The sequence below is a fragment of the Mycobacterium xenopi genome (assembly GCF_009936235.1).
GTDB lineage: Bacteria > Actinomycetota > Actinomycetes > Mycobacteriales > Mycobacteriaceae > Mycobacterium > Mycobacterium xenopi.
Genome location: NZ_AP022314.1, coordinates 2,197,383 through 2,216,260, shown reverse-complemented (window position 1 = coordinate 2,216,260; position 18,878 = coordinate 2,197,383). Strand labels below are relative to the sequence as shown.

At 66.9% G+C, this 18,878-nt stretch carries 15 protein-coding genes and 3 pseudogenes; 10 read left to right on the top strand and 8 right to left on the bottom strand.

Annotation, left to right across the window (positions count from 1 at the left end; all coding sequences use genetic code 11):
* Window position 1 precedes the first annotated feature (1 nt).
* Together MYXE_RS10260 and gcvT are read right to left on the bottom strand one after the other, a co-directional pair.
* Entirely contained in the window at window positions 2-1,108 is a 1,107-nt protein-coding gene (locus MYXE_RS10260) for a branched-chain amino acid aminotransferase (RefSeq protein WP_085195827.1), read from the bottom strand.
* A 23-nt stretch (window positions 1,109-1,131) separates the two neighbouring features.
* Complete coding sequence (gcvT, locus tag MYXE_RS10255) at window positions 1,132-2,220, bottom strand: glycine cleavage system aminomethyltransferase GcvT (protein WP_197904893.1); 1,089 nt, start codon at window positions 2,218-2,220, stop codon at window positions 1,132-1,134.
* Between the two features lie 14 nt (window positions 2,221-2,234).
* On the opposite strand from gcvT, the gene MYXE_RS10250 reads away from it, so the two are divergent.
* Both MYXE_RS10250 and MYXE_RS10245 read left to right on the top strand, forming a co-directional pair.
* The gene (locus MYXE_RS10250) at window positions 2,235-3,353 is read left to right on the top strand and encodes an adenylate/guanylate cyclase domain-containing protein (protein WP_085195861.1); all 1,119 of its coding nucleotides are present in this window, start codon (window positions 2,235-2,237) and stop codon (window positions 3,351-3,353) included.
* A gap of 24 nt (window positions 3,354-3,377) precedes the next feature.
* Entirely contained in the window at window positions 3,378-4,916 is a 1,539-nt protein-coding gene (locus MYXE_RS10245; RefSeq protein ID WP_085195831.1) for a leucyl aminopeptidase, read from the top strand.
* A 366-nt stretch (window positions 4,917-5,282) separates the two neighbouring features.
* Here the strand turns inward: MYXE_RS10245 and MYXE_RS25270 are convergent.
* Window positions 5,283-5,963, bottom strand: a pseudogene (locus MYXE_RS25270) (phytoene desaturase family protein); the annotation flags it as partial.
* 529 nt (window positions 5,964-6,492) lie between these two features.
* Between MYXE_RS25270 and MYXE_RS10235 the strand changes: the two are divergent.
* Window positions 6,493-6,831, top strand: coding sequence for a hypothetical protein (locus tag MYXE_RS10235; protein WP_003918776.1), 339 nt, complete (start codon window positions 6,493-6,495; stop codon window positions 6,829-6,831).
* A gap of 7 nt (window positions 6,832-6,838) precedes the next feature.
* On the opposite strand, the gene MYXE_RS10230 is transcribed toward MYXE_RS10235, so the two are convergent.
* Window positions 6,839-8,611, bottom strand: a complete 1,773-nt coding sequence (locus MYXE_RS10230; RefSeq protein WP_085195833.1) for an SDR family oxidoreductase — start codon at window positions 8,609-8,611, stop codon at window positions 6,839-6,841.
* 226 nt (window positions 8,612-8,837) lie between these two features.
* On the opposite strand from MYXE_RS10230, the gene sucB reads away from it, so the two are divergent.
* The 5 genes and pseudogenes from sucB (at window position 8,838) to MYXE_RS10205 (ending at window position 13,923) form a co-directional block, all read left to right on the top strand.
* Entirely contained in the window at window positions 8,838-10,556 is a 1,719-nt protein-coding gene (sucB, locus tag MYXE_RS10225; RefSeq protein WP_085195835.1) for a 2-oxoglutarate dehydrogenase, E2 component, dihydrolipoamide succinyltransferase, read from the top strand.
* 10 nt (window positions 10,557-10,566) lie between these two features.
* Window positions 10,567-11,476: pseudogene (locus MYXE_RS10220) on the top strand (TIGR01777 family oxidoreductase).
* A gap of 24 nt (window positions 11,477-11,500) precedes the next feature.
* Window positions 11,501-12,210: pseudogene (lipB, locus tag MYXE_RS10215) on the top strand (lipoyl(octanoyl) transferase LipB).
* Window positions 12,207-13,145, top strand: a complete 939-nt coding sequence (gene lipA, locus MYXE_RS10210; protein WP_085195837.1) for a lipoyl synthase — start codon at window positions 12,207-12,209, stop codon at window positions 13,143-13,145. Before lipB ends, lipA begins: the two are co-directional and overlap by 4 nt.
* A gap of 25 nt (window positions 13,146-13,170) precedes the next feature.
* Entirely contained in the window at window positions 13,171-13,923 is a 753-nt protein-coding gene (locus MYXE_RS10205) for a DUF4191 domain-containing protein (RefSeq protein ID WP_003918782.1), read from the top strand.
* Between the two features lie 22 nt (window positions 13,924-13,945).
* On the opposite strand, the gene MYXE_RS10200 is transcribed toward MYXE_RS10205, so the two are convergent.
* A complete protein-coding gene (locus tag MYXE_RS10200) occupies window positions 13,946-14,407 on the bottom strand; it encodes an RDD family protein (protein WP_085195839.1) in 462 nt (153 codons plus the stop codon).
* A 202-nt stretch (window positions 14,408-14,609) separates the two neighbouring features.
* Here MYXE_RS10200 and glnA point away from each other — a divergent pair, with 202 nt between their 5' ends.
* Window positions 14,610-16,046 (top strand): type I glutamate--ammonia ligase, encoded by a 1,437-nt coding sequence (gene glnA, locus MYXE_RS10195; protein ID WP_003918784.1) that lies wholly within the window; start codon window positions 14,610-14,612, stop codon window positions 16,044-16,046.
* A 43-nt stretch (window positions 16,047-16,089) separates the two neighbouring features.
* Here glnA and MYXE_RS10190 read toward each other — a convergent pair whose 3' ends face one another.
* Both MYXE_RS10190 and MYXE_RS10185 read right to left on the bottom strand, forming a co-directional pair.
* Window positions 16,090-16,914, bottom strand: a complete 825-nt coding sequence (locus MYXE_RS10190) for a hypothetical protein (RefSeq protein ID WP_085195841.1) — start codon at window positions 16,912-16,914, stop codon at window positions 16,090-16,092.
* Complete coding sequence (locus tag MYXE_RS10185) at window positions 16,911-17,516, bottom strand: TetR/AcrR family transcriptional regulator (protein WP_085195843.1); 606 nt, start codon at window positions 17,514-17,516, stop codon at window positions 16,911-16,913. The genes MYXE_RS10190 and MYXE_RS10185 overlap by 4 nt, the downstream gene beginning before the upstream one ends.
* A gap of 115 nt (window positions 17,517-17,631) precedes the next feature.
* Between MYXE_RS10185 and MYXE_RS10180 the strand changes: the two genes are divergently transcribed.
* Window positions 17,632-18,042: a DoxX family protein gene (locus tag MYXE_RS10180; protein WP_003918787.1), complete on the top strand. Its 411-nt coding sequence runs from the start codon at window positions 17,632-17,634 to the stop codon at window positions 18,040-18,042.
* Between the two features lie 21 nt (window positions 18,043-18,063).
* Here MYXE_RS10180 and mddA read toward each other — a convergent pair whose 3' ends face one another.
* On the bottom strand, window positions 18,064-18,846 hold the full coding sequence (mddA, locus tag MYXE_RS10175) for a methanethiol S-methyltransferase (protein ID WP_085195845.1): 783 nt from the start codon (window positions 18,844-18,846) through the stop codon (window positions 18,064-18,066).
* Window positions 18,847-18,878: the final 32 nt, after the last annotated feature.

Here is an 18,878-nt window from a genome sequence, read left to right as displayed (position 1 = left end):
GCTAGCCAAGGCGTGCCATCCAGCCGTGAGTATCGGCGAAGGTGCCGCGCTGGATTCCGGTCAGCGTGTCGCGCAACGCCATCGTGACCTCGCCGGGTTCGCCGTCGGCGACGGTGAATTCAACGTCGCCGTATTTCACGTGCGATATCGGGGTGATAACGGCGGCTGTGCCGCAGGCGAACACCTCGGTGATCTCGCCGGCGGCGGTCTTCTTCTGCCACTCGTCGATGTCGATTTTGCGTTCCTCGACCGCGATGCCGGCATCGGTAGCCAACTGCAGCAACGAATCTCGCGTTATGCCGGGCAGCAATGAGCCGGACAACTCGGGGGTGACCAGTCGCGCCGACGCGCCGCTGCCGAACACGAAGAAGATGTTCATCCCGCCCATCTCTTCGATGTAGCGGCGTTCGACGGCGTCGAGCCACACCACTTGGTCGCAACCTTTTTCGGCGGCTTGCGCCTGAGCCACCAGCGAGGCCGCATAGTTGCCACCGAACTTGGCCGCACCGGTGCCGCCCGGGGCGGCCCGCACATACTCGGTGGACACCCATACGGTGACCGGCCTGATACCGTGCTTGAAGTAGGCGCCTGCGGGAGAGGCGATCACCAGGTAGCGGTACTGCTTGGCCGGGCGAACCCCCAGTCCGGGCTCGGTGGCGAAGATGAACGGCCGCAGATACAGCGACTCCTCGCCGCCCGCGGAGGGCACCCAGGCATGGTCGACGGCGATCAACTGCCGCAAGGACTCGACGAACAGCTCCTCGGGCAATTCCGGGATCGCAAGCCGTCGCGCCGAGGACCGCATGCGGGCGGCGTTGGCCTGTGCGCGAAACGATACGATCGACCCGTCGGCCCACCGGTAGGCCTTCAGCCCTTCGAAGACTCCCTGCGCGTAATGCAGGACGATCGCCGACGGATCGAGTTCGATCGGACCGTACGGGATTACCCGTGCATCATGCCAACCCTGGCCGTCGGCGTAGTCGATCGACACCATATGGTCGGTGTGGTATTTGCCGAAACCCGGATCGGCCAAAATCGATTCGCGTACCTCGTCGGGCGTCGGGTTTGCGGTGGGCAAAACCGTGAACTCGAGGAGGCCGCTGGTCATCCTGCGATTGTATCCATGCGCGTCTACCGGGTTTTCGGTTCGACGAACGGCGGGCGCACCACCTCGCATTCGAGGGCGCGGCCCCGGACGTCGACGGTGACGTGCTGACCGTCCTCGACCCTGGCCTCGGTGTCGATCAGCGCCAAGGCGATGCCCGTTTTCAATGTCGGAGAGAACGTCCCGGACGTGGTCACCCCGATTTTGGTGTCCCCGTCGAACACCGCCAAGTCTGGCCGCAGCACCCCGCGGTCGACCGCGCGCAGCCCGCGCAGCAGCCGCCGTGGACCCGCCGCTTTCTCGGCCAGCAACGCGTCGCGCCCGAAAAACGCCTCCTTCGTCCAGCCGATCGCCCAGCCGCACCGGGCCTGCAACGGCGAGATGTCGGCCGACAGTTCATGGCCGTGCAGCGGGTAGCCCATCTCGGTGCGCAGTGTGTCGCGGGCGCCCAGCCCGGCTGGCTGCCCGCCCGCGGCGGTGACGGCCGTGAGCAGTGCATCGAACAGCACCCCGGCCGATTCCCAGGGTGGCATCAACTCGTAGCCATGTTCACCGGTGTAGCCGCTGCGGCAGACCCGCACCGGGACGCCGGAAAACGACGCGTCGGCGTATGCCATGTAGTCCATGCGGGTCGGCAACCCCAGTTCCTCGAGCACGTCAGACGAGCGGGGGCCCTGGACCGCCAACACCGCGTAGCAGCGATGCTCGTTGGTGATCCTCACCCCGCCAGGCGCGGCTGCCTGCAGCACGGTGACCACCGCGCCGGTGTTGGCGGCGTTGGGCACGAGGAAGATCTCGTCGTCGGAGATGTAGTAGGCGATCAAGTCGTCGATGACGCCGCCGGATTCGTTGCAGCACAACGTGTATTGCGCTTTGCCTGGCCGGATGCGGGCCAGGTCGTTGGTGAGCGCGGAGTTGACGAACCGCGCGGCGCCGGGGCCACGCACCGACACCTTACCCAGATGGCTGACGTCGAACAGGCCGACGGCGTTGCGAGTCGCGTTGTGCTCGCTGACCGTGCCGGCATATGACAGCGGCATCAGCCAACCGCTGAACTCGGCGAAGTTTGCGCCGAGCTCGCGGTGGCGGTCTTCTAGCGGTCCATGCTCGGTCACGAGTCTCGACCCTAATGCGGCGCGCGGCTGGCACACTTCACAAGGTGGCCGATTCCTTGGATTTGGACGCGCTGGAGGCCGCAGGAATCGCCAACGCGCGCGAGCGGGTGCCGCTGATCGCATACCTGGCAGGTCTGGGCTTTACCGCCGACGAAATGGTCGAGGCCGAGCGCCGCGGCCGCTTGTTCGGGCTTGCCGGCGACGTCTTGCTGTGGTCGGGTCCCCCGACCTACAGCCTGCGCACCGCCGCCGACGCGCTCGGGGTGCCGGTCCACGACGTCGAACACGCCTGGGCCATGCTGGGGTTGACCGTGGCCGACCTCGATACGGCTGCGTTGAGCCAGGCGGATGTCGACGGGCTGGCGACCTGGCTGGCTCTGCGGGCGCGGCTGGGCAACGATGCCGCCGACGGCTTCATGCGGGTCCTCGGCGCGACGGTCGCCCGGCTGGCTGAGGCCGAATCGTCGATGATTCGGGCCGGCCAACCCGACCTGTGGCTTGGCCATTCGCACGATGAGCTGGCCACCGCAAAGGCCTACCGAGAGGCCACGGAGTTTGTCCCTCGCATGGGCACACTGATCGACGCGGTGCACCGCCACCATCTGGTGAGCACCCGAACGTTCATCGAGGGCCTGCTAGCGGGCCGGTCCGCGGGCCTGGTTTGCGGCGTCGGATTTGCCGACCTGTCGGGCTTTACCGCGCTGACCCAGATGCTTACGCCCGCGGAGTTATCGGCGATGCTCACCGAGTTCGGCGCCGCCGTCACCGACGTCGTTCACGCCGACGGCGGGCGGGTGGTGAAGTTCATTGGCGACGCCGTCATGTGGGTGAGTTCGACGCCGGAGCAGCTGGCCAGGGCGGCGCTCGACCTCGTCGACCATCCGCGGGCCCGTGAAGTCGGGTTGCGAGTGCGCGCCGGGCTTGGCTACGGCGAGATCTTGGCCATCAGCGGCGACTATTTCGGCAACCCCGTCAACCTGGCCGCCCGCCTGGTCGCCGCCGCATCACCTGGGCAGGTTCTTGCTGCCGCCGAGGTTCGCGACGCCCTACCCGACTGGCCCGCAGCCGTCCAACAACCGTTGCAGCTCAAGGGTTTCGACGCCCCTGTGACAGCCTATGACCTGCACTCGTAGCCCGGGTGATTAGGGTGGTTGCCCGTGAGCACACGAGCCGGTTACCAACCCCCTACCGTCACCGTCGCCTCGTCGCTGCCCAGCCGCGGCGTTGGCAAAGCCGTGTTGATCGTTCCGGTCGTCTCGACCGGTGACGAGGACGAGCCGGGTGCCGCCGCCGTCGTCGCCGCCGAACCGTTTCTGGGCCACGACGCCGTCGCCGAGATCGAGAACGGGCTGCGGGCGTTGGGCGCCAAGGGCGGCGCCGAGCAGACCAACCGGCTGGTGGTACCCTCGTTGCCGGTGGGCAGCGTGCTCACGGTGGGGCTGGGCAAATCCCGCGACGAGTGGCCGACCGACCTGATTCGCCGCGCCGCCGGGGCGGCCGCCCGAGCGCTGAACGGGGCCGAAGCGGCGATCACCACGCTATCGGAGCTCGACGTTGCCGCCACGGTCGAAGGGCTGATCCTGGGCGGGTACCGGTTTACCGAGTTCCGCAGCGCCAAGACCGCGCCCAAAGATCCCGGGCTGCGCAGGATCACGGCGTTATCCACCGGCAAGGGCGCCAGGGCCGACAGCGTGCACGCAACGGCCGTCGCGACCGCGGTCGCCACCGCCCGCGACCTGGTCAACACCCCGCCCAGCCACCTGTATCCGGACGAATTCGCCAGACGCGCAAAGGAGTTGGGCGAATCCGCCGGGCTGGAAGTCGAGGTGCTCGACGAGAAGGCGCTGCAGAAAGCCGGCTATGGCGGGGTGATCGGCGTCGGCAAGGGCTCGTCGCGACCGCCACGACTGGTGCGGCTCGTCCACCGCGGCTCGCTGCTGGCCAGAAATCCAAAGCGGCCCAAAAGGGTTGCGTTGGTCGGCAAAGGAATCACCTTCGATACCGGCGGCATATCGATCAAACCGGCGGCGAACATGCACTACATGACCTCCGACATGGGTGGTGCCGCGGCGGTGATCGCCACCGTGACACTGGCTGCCCAACTGAAATTACCGATCGACGTGATCGCCACCGTGCCGATGGCCGAGAACATGCCCTCGGGGACCGCACAACGTCCCGGCGACGTGTTGACGCACTACGGCGGAACGAAGGTCGAGGTCCTCAACACCGACGCCGAGGGCCGGCTCATCCTGGCCGACGCCATCGTGCGAGCATGTGAGGACAACCCCGACTACCTGCTCGAGACGTCGACCCTGACCGGCGCCCAGGCGCTGGCGCTGGGTACCCGCACCCCCGGAGTTATGGGCAGCGACGAGTTCCGCGACCGGGTGGCGGCAATTTCGCAGCGGGTGGGCGAAAACGGCTGGCCGATGCCGCTGCCCGACGAACTCAAGGACGACCTGAAGTCGACGGTGGCCGACTTGGCCAACGTCAGCGGGCAGCGCTTCGCCGGGATGCTGGTCGCCGGGGTCTATCTCCGTGAATTCGTCGCCGAAGGGGTGGACTGGGCACACATTGACGTCGCCACGCCCGCATACAACACCGGCAGCCCGTGGGGCTACACCCCCAAGGGCGGTACCGGCGTGCCGACCCGCACCATGATCGCCGTGCTGGAAGACATCGCCGCCAACGGCTAGCCGTCGAACCCAGCGGGTCAGGTTAGCAACAAGCACGAACGGCGCTCGTGGGTGCGTACTGTTCACCGCCCGTTCGCCGGCAGCCACCTCGTGCAGCGTCCCACCGAGGTGGACGGTTGCGGCATGCGCGCACTCGTCGGCACGCCACGGGATGGGGCCATCCAACAGGTAATCCACTTTGCAAACGCCCGGACCATACCGGTAGCTCGCGTAATAGCGCCGGTACCAGCGCGCCAGACTCTCGCCAAGTATCGCCGACACCTGCGTTGGTGACACGTCCAACAAAAGCACCCAGTGGGCGGGCACGTCGGAGAGCCGCCGAACCCAATGGCCGAGCCGAATTTCACCGCCAAGATGGCGAAAATACGCCACGAGTGCGTCGGCGATCTTTTGCGAACCGCCTCGAGGCATCGGCCAGCCAGTCCGGTGAGCACTGGCGGCAAAGATGAGCCCGACGGCCGCGGTGCCGACGCGACCCAGTGGCATGAACGAGTGCGCGGCCATTCCGGCCAGCAGGGCGGGCGCCCGCCGATCGGTGAAGCGGCGCTGGGCGAGGCCGGCGATCGAGGCGATCCCGACCCGGCCAAACTTGGCGACGGTCAGCGGATGCTTGGGCGGAAAAGGGTCACGGATGCTGTCGAAGAGCTCGATGCCATTGGCTACCAAGGGGTTTAGCAGGCCCTCGTAGGCGGCTTGGTCACGGCCCATCGAAGCGGCCGTCTGGCCGACGTCACGGTAGAGCGCGACGGCGCTGCCGTCATCGAGGGGGTGGGCAGCCTCGATGGGCGCAAATATCCACTCCAGCCCGTAATCTCGCAGTGGCCACCGCCGAAACGCCGGTGACGCCGTCGCCAGCGGGTGGATCGCTGAGCAGATGTCGTGGACGGATTCGTCACCGGTGACGTGGCCGGACCGGGTGGCGCCGCCTGGGGTGTCCGAACCTTCCAGGACGAGAACACGGCGGCCCGCTTCAGCCAACCTCACTGCGGCAGCGAGCCCGTTTGGCCCGAATCCGACGACCACGGCATCGAAGCGACCGTCGGTCATGTCACGTGACCTGGGACGGGTCGAGGCGCTCGGACCTCTATCATCTCCACCCGGCAACCATCCCGGACGTCGTGGAGTCGCGTCATGATCTGTGCTGCGCCGAACGGCCCGAGTCCCGCGCGCAGCACCAGCTCGCGTGGCGGGGTGGAGCTTTCCTCTTCGGTCTGATCGTTGATCACCAACGGCCAAGCCCCGATCGAGTGTCGGATCACCGAGCCGGGTGCGGGCCAGTTCGAGTCGACCGCACGGGTGCGGCTGTTGCCGATCACCCATTCGGTACAGAGGTCCAACCGTTGGCCAGCACGTCCCAGACCTGCTGGCGGGATGCTCGGATGTCCCGCGTCGCGGAGAGCTCTCGTGTGCCAGACATCGCCGCAATCCTTTCGTATCGGACGGATTCCCCGGGATACCCCCCGATCCTGTCGATGATGCGCGACCGGGCGGGCAACGCATCGGGCGAAAACCGTTTCGTCGCGGGTCGCATTGGCTAACCTCGCACTACTTCAACATCGTGGGAAGGGGCGCGAGCGTGACGGTGCGACGGTTGATCCTGTTGGTGGGCGCGGTGCTCCTGGTGGCCGGAGTCATCGGACTGTTGGTGCCGGTGTCGGTTTCGCAGGAGGGCGGCGGATCCATCGGATGCGGCAATGCAATAGCGTCGAACCTGCAAGAAGCGAAGGACAAGACTCCCCCGGACATACCGATCGTCAGCCAGCTTGTCCCGCACCGCAATTACGTGGCCGAATGCAACTCGGAGCTGTCGGGCCGGCGCTCGTGGTCGATCCCGCTGACGGTGATCGGGGCCATCACCGTCGTCGGTGCGCTGTTCGTCCGAAGGCCCGGCACCGCGGTCGTCGGCGACGTTTGACCGCGGGCTACAGCAGACGACCGCGCGCGGTGCTGCGCAGCACCTGCGGCGTTATCCGGGACAGGCCGTAGAGCAGGTACGCCTCCGGGGTGACCGGGCGGATCGCCTTGCGCTTCTTGACCGCGGACACAATCGCGTCGGCCACCTTGTCCGGCCCGTAATGCCGCAGCGAAAACAACCTTTCCAGCTGGTTTCGACGGCCTTCGATCTGCTCGGCCGCCCGCGAGGGCGCGTCGAATCGGGTGGTGTGCACGATGTTGGTGTCGATGAGACCCGGGCAGATCGTGGTCAGCCCCACCCCCGCCGCGTCGAGTTCGGCGCGCAGGCAATCGGAGAACATGTACACCGCGGCCTTGGACGTGCAGTAGGCGCTCAGCGACTGTAGGGGCGCCCACGCGGCCATCGAGGCGACATTGACGATGTGTCCGCCGGTGCCGCGCGCGACCAGCCGCGGGGCGAACGCGCGGCACCCGTTGACCACGCCACCGAAATTGACGTCGAGCACCCGGTCGAACTGCTCGGGCGGGGTGTCCAGGAAGCGACCGGCCTGGCCGATGCCGGCGTTGTTGACGACGATGTCGGGCACGCCGTGCTCGGCGCAGAGCTGTTCGGCGAACGCCTCGACGGCCTCGGCGTCGGCGACGTCAAGGGAATACGGGTGCGCGACGCCGCCTTGGGCGGCGATTTGCGCGGCGGTGTCCTTGGCCGCCGTCTCGTCGATGTCGCTGACCACGACCTCGGCACCCTCGCGCGCGAACGCTAGCGCGGTTGCGCGGCCGATGCCGCTGCCTGCCCCGGTCACGGCTACCAGCATGTCGCCGAAGCACTTTCGGCTGCGCCGGACCTCAGCGCGCAGCAGCGCACGGCTGGGCGGTTTGCCGTCGAGATAGTCGACGAGCTCATGCACCGCGCTCGCCAGCACCTGCGGGTGCGACATCGGTGACCAGTGGCCCGCCTTGATGTCGCGCCGCCACAGCCGCGGGACCCAACGGGCGGTGGCGTCGTACCCGTAAGGCCGCACGTACGGGTCTTCGGTGTTGACGATGAGTTGAACCGGCACGGCGACGTAGTGGTCTCGCCGCGCACCGGCGAACGACCGAAAGTAGTTGGCGCGGTAGGTCTTTACCGAATATGCCGCATCCCGGGCAAGACTTGGCGAGTGGTGGACCTGCTCGCCGGGAATACCCTCGACCAGTCGGCGTCGAATTGCCTTGCTGGACAAGGCCAGTCGAACAATAAGCGGTGCCAATAGCGGTATCGAGAAGACCGCCATGTAGCTCAGCCGCAATGCCTGGCTGAGCGCTCTGACGAAGGCTCGCGGGTGGTACGGGCGGCGCAGACCGCTGAAGATGTAGTCGACGAGGTGGTGCTGGCTGGGGCCGGACAGCGAAGTGAACGAGGCGACCCGGTCGCGGGCGTCGGGGCGGCGCAGGTACTCCCAGACCCCGACCGATCCCCAGTCGTGGGCCAGCGCGTGCACCGGCCTGTCGGGGCTGCAGGCGTCGATCACCGCGGCGAAGTCGTCGGCGAAACGCGCCATCGTGTAAGCCGAGGCGGGTTTGGGTGCCGCCGACGCGCCGACGCCGCGGTTGTCGTAGCGGATCACTCGGAATCGGTCGGCAAGCAGCGGAACGACTCCGTCCCACAGCACATGGGAGTCGGGCCAGCCGTGGACCAGCACCACGGTCGGCCCGTCGCGGTTGCCTTCCTCGTAGACGGCGATGCGGATACCGTCGGCGCTGTCGACGAAGCGCTGCGCTGGTTGTTGCATTGCCGGCATAGGACCTCCGCCCGTAACTGCCAGTAGCGAATACCGTTGGTTGCAAGCACCTTGGTCCGGGCGGCCCAACGGTGTCAAGCCGCGTTGCGCCCTGGCTGAATGCCGACGGCACCGCAGTGACAGGATGGTTTCGACATCAGTTGGGTGCCACCACCGGTAGACGACGGTGTGGTAAGCCGGAGGTCGAGCCACGCCGACCGCCCGATCGATCGAGGAGTCAACAAAGATGGCCTTCTCCGTCCAGATGCCGGCACTCGGTGAGAGCGTCACCGAGGGGACGGTCACCCGCTGGCTCAAGCAGGAAGGCGACACGGTCGAAGTCGACGAGCCTCTGTTGGAGGTTTCCACCGACAAGGTCGACACCGAGATCCCGTCACCGGCCGCCGGTGTGCTGACCAAGATCATTGCCCACGAGGACGAGACGGTCGAAGTAGGCGGGGAACTGGCAATCATCGGTGACACCGCCGAAGCAGACGGCGGGCAGCCCTCGGCTGAGGCGCCGCCGTCGGCCGAGGCGTCGACCGAGCCGGAAACAGCGGCCAAGCCCGAACCCGCGCCGCCGACCGCCACGGCCCCCGCCGGCGACGGCGGCCAAGGCGCTACCACGCCGGTGTTGATGCCCGAGCTCGGCGAGTCGGTGACCGAAGGAACCGTGACCCGCTGGCTGAAGAAGGTCGGCGATTCGGTGCAGGTCGACGAGCCGCTGGTGGAGGTGTCCACCGACAAGGTCGACACCGAAATCCCGTCGCCGGTGGCCGGCACACTGGTCAGTATCACCGCCGAGGAGGACACCACGGTCCCGGTCGGTGGCGAGCTGGCCAAGATCGGCACCGCCGCCGCGCCCCCGGCTGAGCCCCAAGCCCCGCCGTCCCCGCAGCCCGAACCGGCTGTGCAGCCCACACCGCCGACCACGGCGCAGCCGGCGCCGACCCTGCGGGCCCAGCCCTCACCCGAGCCTCAGCCCACCGCCGAGCCGGCAGCGACGCCCGCGAGGGCCGCAACACCGTATGTCACGCCGCTGGTGCGAAAACTCGCCGCCGACAACAACATCGACCTGACCCAGGTGAAGGGCACCGGGGTGGGTGGGCGTATCCGCAAGCAGGACGTGCTTGCCGCGGTCCAACAGCGGGAAGAGGCGAAGAAGGCGCCAGCAGCCGCCGCGGCCGCACCCGCCGCGGCGCGACCCGCCGCTGCGCCCAGCCCGGCACCCGCGCTGGCACATCTACGCGGCACCACCCAAAAAGCCAGCCGCATCCGCCAGATCACCGCCGCCAAAACCCGCGAATCCCTGCTCGCCACAGCGCAACTCACGCAGACCCACGAGGTTGACATGACCAAGATCGTGGCGCTGCGGGCGCGGGCCAAGGCCGCTTTCGCCGAGCGCGAAGGCGTCAACCTGACCTACCTGCCGTTCATCGCGCGGGCAGTGATCGACGCGCTCAAGATTCACCCCAACATCAACGCCAGCTACAACGAGGAGACCAAGGAGATCACCTACTACGACGCCGAGCACCTCGGGTTCGCCGTCGACACCGAGCAAGGACTGTTGTCGCCGGTGATCCACAACGCCGGCGATCTGTCCCTGGCCGGGTTGGCACGCGCGATCGCCGACATTGCCGCGCGGGCCCGCTCGGGTGATCTCAAGCCCGATGAGCTGTCCGGGGGCACGTTCACGATCACCAACATCGGCAGCCAGGGCGCGCTTCACGACACGCCGATCCTGGTCCCGCCTCAGGCCGCCATGCTCGGCACCGGCGCAATCGTCAAACGGCCGCGGGTGGTCGTCGACGAAAACGGCAACGAGTCGATCGGGATCCGCTCCATCTGCTATCTGCCGCTGACCTACGACCACCGGCTGATCGACGGCGCCGACGCAGGACGATTCTTGACCACGGTCAAGCATCGGCTCGAAGAAGCCGCGTTCGAGGCCGACCTAGGGCTCTAGGAAAGGCGCCGTGGCCAAGGCCGTCATCGCGATCGCCGGCTCGTCGGGCCTGATCGGCTCGGCGCTGGTGGCCGCGTTGCGCGCCGCCGATCACCGGGTGGTGCGCATCGTCCGTCGTACCCCGGCGAACAGCGGTGAAGTGCACTGGAACCCCGAAAGCGGCGAATTCGATGCCAGCGCGTTAAACGGGGTCGACGCCGTCGTCAACCTGTGCGGCATCAACATTGGGCAGCGTCGCTGGTCCGGCGCCTTCAAGCAAAACCTGCGCGACAGCCGCATCACACCGACCGAAGTGCTGGCCGCCGCGGTCGCCGAGGCCGGCGTAGGCGTGCTGGTCAATGCCAGCGCGGTCGGCTATTACGGCAACACCAAGGACCGTCAAGTCGACGAAACCGCCTCAGCCGGAAGCGGTTTCCTAGCTCAGCTGTGCCAAGACTGGGAGGCCGCGACGGCAGCTGCACAGCAAGTCGGCGCCCGTGTCGTTTTGGCCCGCACCGGGCTGGTGCTGGCCCCGTCGGGCGGGGGTGTTGGGGCGGATGCGCCCGCTGTTCTCGCTGGGCCTGGGCGCCCGCCTGGGCAACGGCCGCCAGTACATCTCCTGGATCAGCCTCGAAGACGAGGTCCGGGCGTTGCAGTTTGCGATCTCGCACGACGGGCTGTCCGGGCCGGTGAACCTGACCGGACCCGCACCCGTCACCAACGCCGAATTCACCGCGGCGTTGGGCCGCGCGGTCCGCCGGCCCACCCCGCTGGTTTTGCCGGGGTTCGCGGTGCGCGCCGTGCTCGGCGAGCTCGCCGACGAACTGCTGTGCGGCCAGCGCGCCATCCCCGCCGTTTTGGAACGCGCCGGTTTCCGGTTCCACCACAACACGATTGGTGAGGCGCTGAGCTACGCCACCGCCCGGCCCGCCGTGGCCTAGTGCGGTCCCGGGTAGCCTGACCGTGTGATTTCCATCCGGTCGAGCCCGGCTCCGGTGGACGTCCGCCAGCTGGGCACTGTCGACTACCTCGCCGCCTGGCAGCTGCAACGAGACCTGGCCGACACCAGGCTGGCCGGCGGAACCGACACACTGCTGCTGTTAGAACACCCCCTCGGTGTACACCGCGGGCCCGGCGCACGCTGCCGCACGAGCGCCCGGGCCCGACGGCGCAAGGCGTGCCCGTGATCGACACCGACCGCGGCGGCAAGATCACCTGGCATGGCCCCGGGCAACTCGTGGGCTATCCGATCATCAGGCTGGCCGAACCGCTCGATGTGCTCAATTACGTTCGGCGCCTTGAAGAATCGCTGATCAAAGTGTGCACCGACCTAGGCCTGGAGGTGGGCCGGGTGGACGGCCGATCCGGAGTATGGGTGCCCGCCGGCGGCGGTCGGCCCGCCCGCAAGGTCGCCGCGATCGGCGTGCGGGTATCGCGGGCGACGACGCTGCACGGATTTGCGCTCAACTGCGACTGTGACTTGAGCGCATTCGCCAGGATCGTGCCATGCGGGATCGCCGATGCCGGGGTGACGTCGATAACGGAAGAACTTGGCCGACGGGTCGGTGTCGAGGACGTGCGTTCGGCGGTGGCCGACGCGGTGTGCGACGCGCTCGACGGTGCGCTGCCCGTCAGCCGTCCACCCGGGCCGGCCCGCGTAGCATCGGCACCGTGACCGTTGCGCCCGAAGGCAGAAAACTACTGCGCCTGGAGGTACGCAACGCGCGGACCCCGATCGAACGCAAGCCGCCGTGGATCAAGACCCGGGCCCGGATGGGACCGGCCTACGCCGAACTGAAGGGCCTGGTTCGGCGTGAAGGCCTGCACACCGTGTGCGAGGAGGCCGGCTGCCCCAACATCTACGAATGCTGGGAAGACCGCGAGGCCACCTTTTTGATCGGCGGCGAGGTGTGCACTCGTCGCTGTGACTTCTGCCAGATCGACACCGGCAAGCCCGCGCCGCTCGACCGCGACGAGCCGCGACGGGTCGCTGAGAGTGTGCAGGCGATGGGTCTGCGCTATTCCACCGTCACCGGTGTGGCACGCGACGATCTGCCCGATGGCGGGGCGTGGCTCTACGCCGAGACGGTGCGCGCGATCAAGCGGCTCAACCCCTCCACCGGTGTCGAGCTGCTGATCCCCGATTTCAGCGGCGAACCGGCCCGGCTTGAGCAGGTTTTCGCTGCTCGCCCAGAAGTGTTGGCGCACAACGTCGAAACCGTGCCGCGTATCTTCAAACGGATTCGCCCGGCGTTTACCTATCAGCGCAGCCTCGACGTGCTCACCGCTGCCCGCGACTTCGGCTTGGTCACCAAGAGCAACCTCATCCTGGGCCTGGGCGAGACACCCGAGGAGGTGCGCACCGCCCTGGCCGATCTGCGTGGGGCGGGTTGCGACATCGTCACCATCACCCAATATCTGCGCCCGTCGGTGCGCCACCACCCGGTGCAGCGCTGGGTTAGGCCTGAGGAGTTCGCCGAGTACTCGCACCATGCCGAACAGCTGGGGTTCGCCGGCGTGCTGGCGGGGCCGCTGGTGCGCTCGTCGTATCGGGCCGGCCGCCTCTACCAGCAGGCCATCGCGCGGCGACGGACCGCAGCGCCGCGCTGAGCAGGTTTCCGTATCCTTGGGGATCATGGCAAAATCCCGCAATTCCGCGGCGAGCAAGGCCGCCAGGGCCGAAGCCAAGGCCGCCCGCAAGGCCGCCGCCAGGGAGCGCCGGCGTCAGCTATGGCAGGCGTTCACCATCCAGCGCAAGGAAGACAAGCGGCTGCTGCCCTACATGATCAGCGCGTTCGTGCTGATCGTCGGCGCGTCGGTGGCGGCCGGAGTGGCGGCCGGCGGGTTCAGCACGCTGATGATGAGCGTGCTCGGCGTGGTGCTGGGCGCGCTGGTGGCGTTCATCATCTTCGGGCGGCGCGCCCAGCGGTCGGTGTACCGCAAGGCGGAAGGCCAAACCGGTGCCGCGGCGTGGGTGTTGGAAAACCTGCGCGGCAAGTGGCGCGTGACCCCGGGCGTGGCCGCCACCGGTCACTTCGACGCGGTACACCGGGTGATCGGCCGCCCCGGCGTCATCCTGGTCGGCGAAGGTTCACCGGCCCGCGTCAAGCCGCTGCTGGCCCAGGAGAAAAAGCGCACCGCGCGACTCGTGGGTGACGTGCCGATCTACGACATCGTCGTCGGCAACGGCGACGGCGAGGTCCCGCTGGCCCGGCTGGAGCGTCATCTCGCCCGGCTGCCGGCGAATATCACCGGGAAACAACTGGACTCGTTGGAGTCGCGGCTTAGCGCTCTCGGGTCGCGAGCCGGCGCGGCAGCCATGCCGAAGGGGCCGATGCCGACCGCCGGCAAGCTGCGTGGCGTCCAGCGCACCGTGCGCCGCCGATAGCCTTTCTGCCTGGTTGCCGCGCTTACCGCCGCACCACCGCGGTGCCCGTCACCCGGTCCTGCAGCCCGCGGCCGTCGGCGTCGGTGAACAACGGGGGCACCACCAGCGCGATCAGCATGCCACGCACCACGGCGCGGCCCAGCCCGACATGGGAGCGCCCGTCGAGAGCCACCACCGCCAGCCCCAGCGCGAGCTGCCCCGGTGTGAAACCGAAGAGTCGCACCGCCGCCGCGCCTATCACGAACCAAATCAGCAACACCGCGGTCGACAGCGACGACAAGGTGACCCAGCCCAGCGTCATCGCCAGTGCCGCCAGGCCGTAAGCGATCAGCCAATCGACCAGCAACGCCGCCAACCGCCGGCCCATGCGGGCCAGCGAACCCGGGCCGCCTTCGGGCAAGCCCAGCGACTGACCGGGATAGCGCGGCCGCCGGCCGTCGGCGTTCACCGGACCGGACAGCCACGACGAGATGCTGCGGGCCATGCGCCCACAATACGGTCGGGCTACCCGCCGTAAGGCCAGGCTGCGCGGGCGCGTAACGTCAGCGCAACATGGGGTTGACTCTTGGGCAACATCGCATCCATAGCGTTCGGTCGGGCCACCAGTGCAAGGGCCAGGGCCAGTAAAGGAGAGCGCTTCAATGACCGCATTAGACTCGCAGCCCGCAGTAAAGGAGAGCGCTTCGGTGTCGGAAAAGACGGCCGACGACATCATCAAGCTCATCAAGGACGAGAAGATCGAGTTCGTCGACGTCCGGTTCTGCGACGTGCCCGGGATCATGCAGCACTTCACGATCCCGGCTTCGGCGTGCGACCACAGCGTTTTCACCGACGGGCTGGCCTTCGACGGTTCGTCGATCCGCGGGTTCCAGTCGATCCACGAGTCGGACATGTACCTGCTGCCTGACCCCGACACCGCGATCATCGACCCGTTCCGCGAGGCCAAGACGCTCAACCTGAACTTCTTCGTGCACGACCCTTTCACTCGTGAGCCCTACTCGCGCGACCCCCGCAATGTGGCCCGCAAAGCGGAGAACTATCTGATCAGCACCGGCATCGCCGACACCGCCTACTTCGGCCCGGAAGCCGAGTTCTACATCTTCGACTCGGTGTCCTTCGATTCGCGGATCAACGGTTCCTTCTACGAGGTCGACGCCATCTCCGGCTGGTGGAACACCGGTGTGGCCACCGAAGCCGACGGCAGCCCCAACCGCGGCTACAAGGTCCGGCCCAAGGGCGGGTACTTCCCGGTGGCGCCAAACGACCAGTACGTCGATTTGCGCGACAAGATGCTGACCAACCTGATCAACGCCGGGTTCACGTTGGAAAAGGGCCACCACGAAGTGGGCAGCGGCGGTCAGGCCGAGATCAACTACAAATTCAACACGCTGCTGCACGCGGCCGACCAGCTGCAGCTGTACAAGTACATCATCAAGAACACCGCGTGGCAGAACGGCAAGACCGTCACCTTCATGCCCAAACCACTGTTCGGCGACAACGGATCCGGCATGCACGTCCACCAGTCGTTGTGGAAGGAAGGCGAACCGCTGTTCTACGACGAGGTGGGCTACGCCGGGCTATCCGACACCGCCCGCCACTACATCGGCGGCATTCTGCACCATGCGCCTTCGCTGCTGGCGTTCACCAACCCGACCGTCAACTCCTACAAGCGGCTGGTGCCCGGCTTCGAGGCCCCGATCAACCTGGTGTACAGCCAGCGCAACCGCTCGGCGTGTGTGCGGATCCCGATCACCGGCACCAACCCCAAGGCCAAGCGGCTGGAGTTCCGTTGTCCGGACTCGTCGGGCAACCCGTACTTGGCGTTTTCGGCGATGCTGATGGCCGGCCTGGACGGAATCAAGAAGAAGATCGAGCCGCAGGCACCGGTCGACAAGGACCTCTACGAGCTCCCGCCGGAAGAGGCCGCGAACATTCCGCAAGCGCCGACGTCGCTGGCCGCGGTGATCGACCGGCTTGAGGCCGACCACGAATACCTCACCGAGGGCGGCGTTTTCACGTCCGACCTGATCGAGACGTGGATCACCTACAAACGCGAAAACGAGATCGAGCCGGTCAACGTCCGGCCGCACCCCTACGAATTCGCGCTGTACTTCGACGTGTAAGCCAGCTGACGCGCTGCGCCTGGCGGCCTGCCGCCGACACCCCTCACGGGTGGGTGACGAGATACGTCTCGTTGTCCAGGTCGGCGGTGAGTTCCTCGACATCGAAGGGCCGGTCGAGTCGTGCATGCAAGGCTTTCGGGTCGACTAGCAGACTGATCTCGGCGGTCTGGCGGGCGAACAGTCGTCCGACGAAGGGATAGATTCGGCGCATGATCGCCCGTTCTGCGCGGGTGCAGCGCGATGCGCAGTAGCCGACGTGGCCGATTTCGTCGGTGAGGATCTCGCTGTAGAGCAGATCGATTCGCCGGGCGACCTCGGGCTCGTCGGCGAAGAGCTCGATGCCGATGCGGCGCAGTTCGTCGAACATGATGCAGCCCGCCATCTCCGCGGCACCGACGAAGCTGAAGCGAAGCCGCTCAGGCAAGAACACGCCTGTCTTGACGAACTGCCGGATCACAAACGGCGGCGGGACCACTTGGAATGTCAGGTCGAACATGTCAAGCACGTACGCCAGCAGCCGGGTGTGGTAGTGCTCTTCAAGTTCGAGGTAGACGTTCTCGGGCGGCAGACTCTCATCACTGTTGCGCCCGTAGGTTTCCCCGAGTCCGACCCCGAACCGCTCCGCCTGATTCAGTTTCGCGGTCGCCAGCAGGAACAGCATTTTCTTGTCCAGACCCGGTTCGGGGCGCCGGCGGCGCAGGTTGCGAAGGAAAGCCGAACGGTCGGCGGGATGGGCTGATCGCAACGGGTTCGCCTCAAGCTCATGAAAGAACCGTTCGCGATTCGTTAACCGCCGATTGAGTAGATCGGCTTCACCGTCGCGCCGGGCCAAAAAATCTCGATACCCGTCGATGCCCGAAGGTTTCATCGTTTCTCCATTCCGTCGACAATCGTTGTCACATAACGACTTAACAGCGCGAAATCGTGTGCTCCCGTGGCCAAGAGCGCGAACAGTCCAGTCAGGAAGAACATCGCGAGTTCCTCAGCGTCAGCGTCCGAAGAGACCTGCCCGGCCTCTTGTGCCCGGCTGATCACGGTTACGAGAAACTCCCCCACGGGGTGTTGCGCCAACTTGTCGTCGGCCGGATGCGTCGCCGAGAAATGCAACCCCAGCATGTCCCGGAAAACGACCGACCCTAACCGGCGTTCGGCGTCGAGCACGTGATGCACAAGCCGTAACAGGATTGACCGCAGATCGCCCGTAGCGTCGCGAAGTTCACCGATGATGCGGGTCTCCTCGTTGCGCTCGAGCTCGATGAGGACGTGTTCTTTCGTCGGGAAGTGGAAATAGAACGTGCCTCTCACCACGCCCGCTGCCGCGGCGATGGCACTGACATCAGCTTCGCCGACTCCGCGCCGGGCTATCTCGGCCAACGCGGCGTCAAAAAGGCGTGCCCGGGTTTCGAGCCGTCGAATTTCGCGGACGCCCCGCGGGGATCTAGCCGCCGCCGATGCGCGTGCTGACGCCATACAGGGACCCTACGGCATTTCATTGACTACTGTCAATGACAGTCGTCAACAAAGATGTCTGGTGCGCCGGTGCCGTACCTCGGCATGCAGAGATGTGTAGCCGTATCGTCATCGCATGACGACGCGCAACCTCGAGGCCAGGCTCAACCCGTACTCGCCGGTGGCCGTGGCGCTGTTCCGGGTGGTGTTCGGGCTGCTGTTTTTATGCCACGGCCTGTCGAAGCTGATCGGCTGGCCGGTGGGGCCCACCGTCCCGGTCGGCGAGTGGCCGTTCTACTACGCGGGCTGGATCGAAACCGTCACCGCCGGGCTGATCATCGTCGGCCTGTTGACCCGGCTCGCTGCCTTCGTGGCGTGCGGGGAGATGGCGTACGCGTACTTCAGCCAGCACTTCCCGCATGGGTTCTGGCCGATCGTCAACCAGGGTGAGCTAGCGGTGCTGTACTGCTTCGGATTTCTGCTGCTGGTGTTCGTCGGCGCGGGAGCCTACGCGCTGGACACCCGCCGCCGCACCGGCCGCCGATGACCTCGACAACGGGAGGACACCTCAGCGCATTTCGGGCTGCGCCTGGCCAGCCCGGGGCTGCTTGTGCCGCGGTCGCGGCAGCGGTAGCAGCATCGGCACGCGACGGCGATAGTCGCGGTATTGTGCGCCCAGCGCCGCAACCAGATCGCGTTCCTCGAATTGCACGGCGATCAGGATGTACACGGTACTGGCCGCCGCGAAAAATAAGTGCCCGGCCGTCATCGTCGGGATCGCCCAAAGGGCGATGATGAAGCCGAGCATCAGCGGGTGGCGCACCACCCGATACAGCAGCGGTGAGCGAAAACCGATGTCGGTGTACGGTTCACCACGCCACGCCAGATACACCTGCCGCAGGCCGAAGAGGTCGAAGTGACTGACCATGAACGTTGACGCAAACACGATCAGCCAACCGACCCAAAACACCGCCCACACCGCAGACCGGGCGGCGGGCGACCGCACGTCCCAAATCTGGGCGGGCATCGAGCGCCACTGCCAATACAGCAATAGCAGCGCCAGACTCGCCAGCAGCACGTAAGTGCTTCGCTCCACCGGCGGCGGCACGAACCGCGTCCACCACCGTTTGAACGCCGGCCGGGCCATCACGCTGTGCTGGACGGCGAACAGGCCCAGCAGCAGCGAGTTCACCACCACTGCCTGGCCGACGGGAGCCGTCACGGCGTGGTCAACAGTGCGCGGGACGACGATGCCACCAACGAACCCAATGGCATACAGGAAGGACACAATGAACATCAGGTAGCTAACCACCCCATAGCTGATCGCCAATGTGCGATTGACCTTCGTCATGTCCCTGCGCCTCCTCACCCGCCCCTGCCTCG

Coding starts and splice junctions, on each gene's coding strand:
- MYXE_RS10180 (WP_003918787.1), top strand. CDS start 17,632: ATGACGACGCGCAACCTCGAGGCCAGGCTCAACCCGTACTCGCCGGTG.
- MYXE_RS10250 (WP_085195861.1), top strand. CDS start 2,235: ATGCGGCGCGCGGCTGGCACACTTCACAAGGTGGCCGATTCCTTGGAT.
- MYXE_RS10200 (WP_085195839.1), bottom strand. CDS start 14,407: ATGGCCCGCAGCATCTCGTCGTGGCTGTCCGGTCCGGTGAACGCCGAC.
- mddA (WP_085195845.1), bottom strand. CDS start 18,846: ATGACGAAGGTCAATCGCACATTGGCGATCAGCTATGGGGTGGTTAGC.
- MYXE_RS10185 (WP_085195843.1), bottom strand. CDS start 17,516: ATGGCGTCAGCACGCGCATCGGCGGCGGCTAGATCCCCGCGGGGCGTC.
- MYXE_RS10230 (WP_085195833.1), bottom strand. CDS start 8,611: ATGCCGGCAATGCAACAACCAGCGCAGCGCTTCGTCGACAGCGCCGAC.
- MYXE_RS10260 (WP_085195827.1), bottom strand. CDS start 1,108: ATGACCAGCGGCCTCCTCGAGTTCACGGTTTTGCCCACCGCAAACCCG.
- MYXE_RS10190 (WP_085195841.1), bottom strand. CDS start 16,914: ATGAAACCTTCGGGCATCGACGGGTATCGAGATTTTTTGGCCCGGCGC.
- MYXE_RS10205 (WP_003918782.1), top strand. CDS start 13,171: ATGGCAAAATCCCGCAATTCCGCGGCGAGCAAGGCCGCCAGGGCCGAA.
- sucB (WP_085195835.1), top strand. CDS start 8,838: ATGGCCTTCTCCGTCCAGATGCCGGCACTCGGTGAGAGCGTCACCGAG.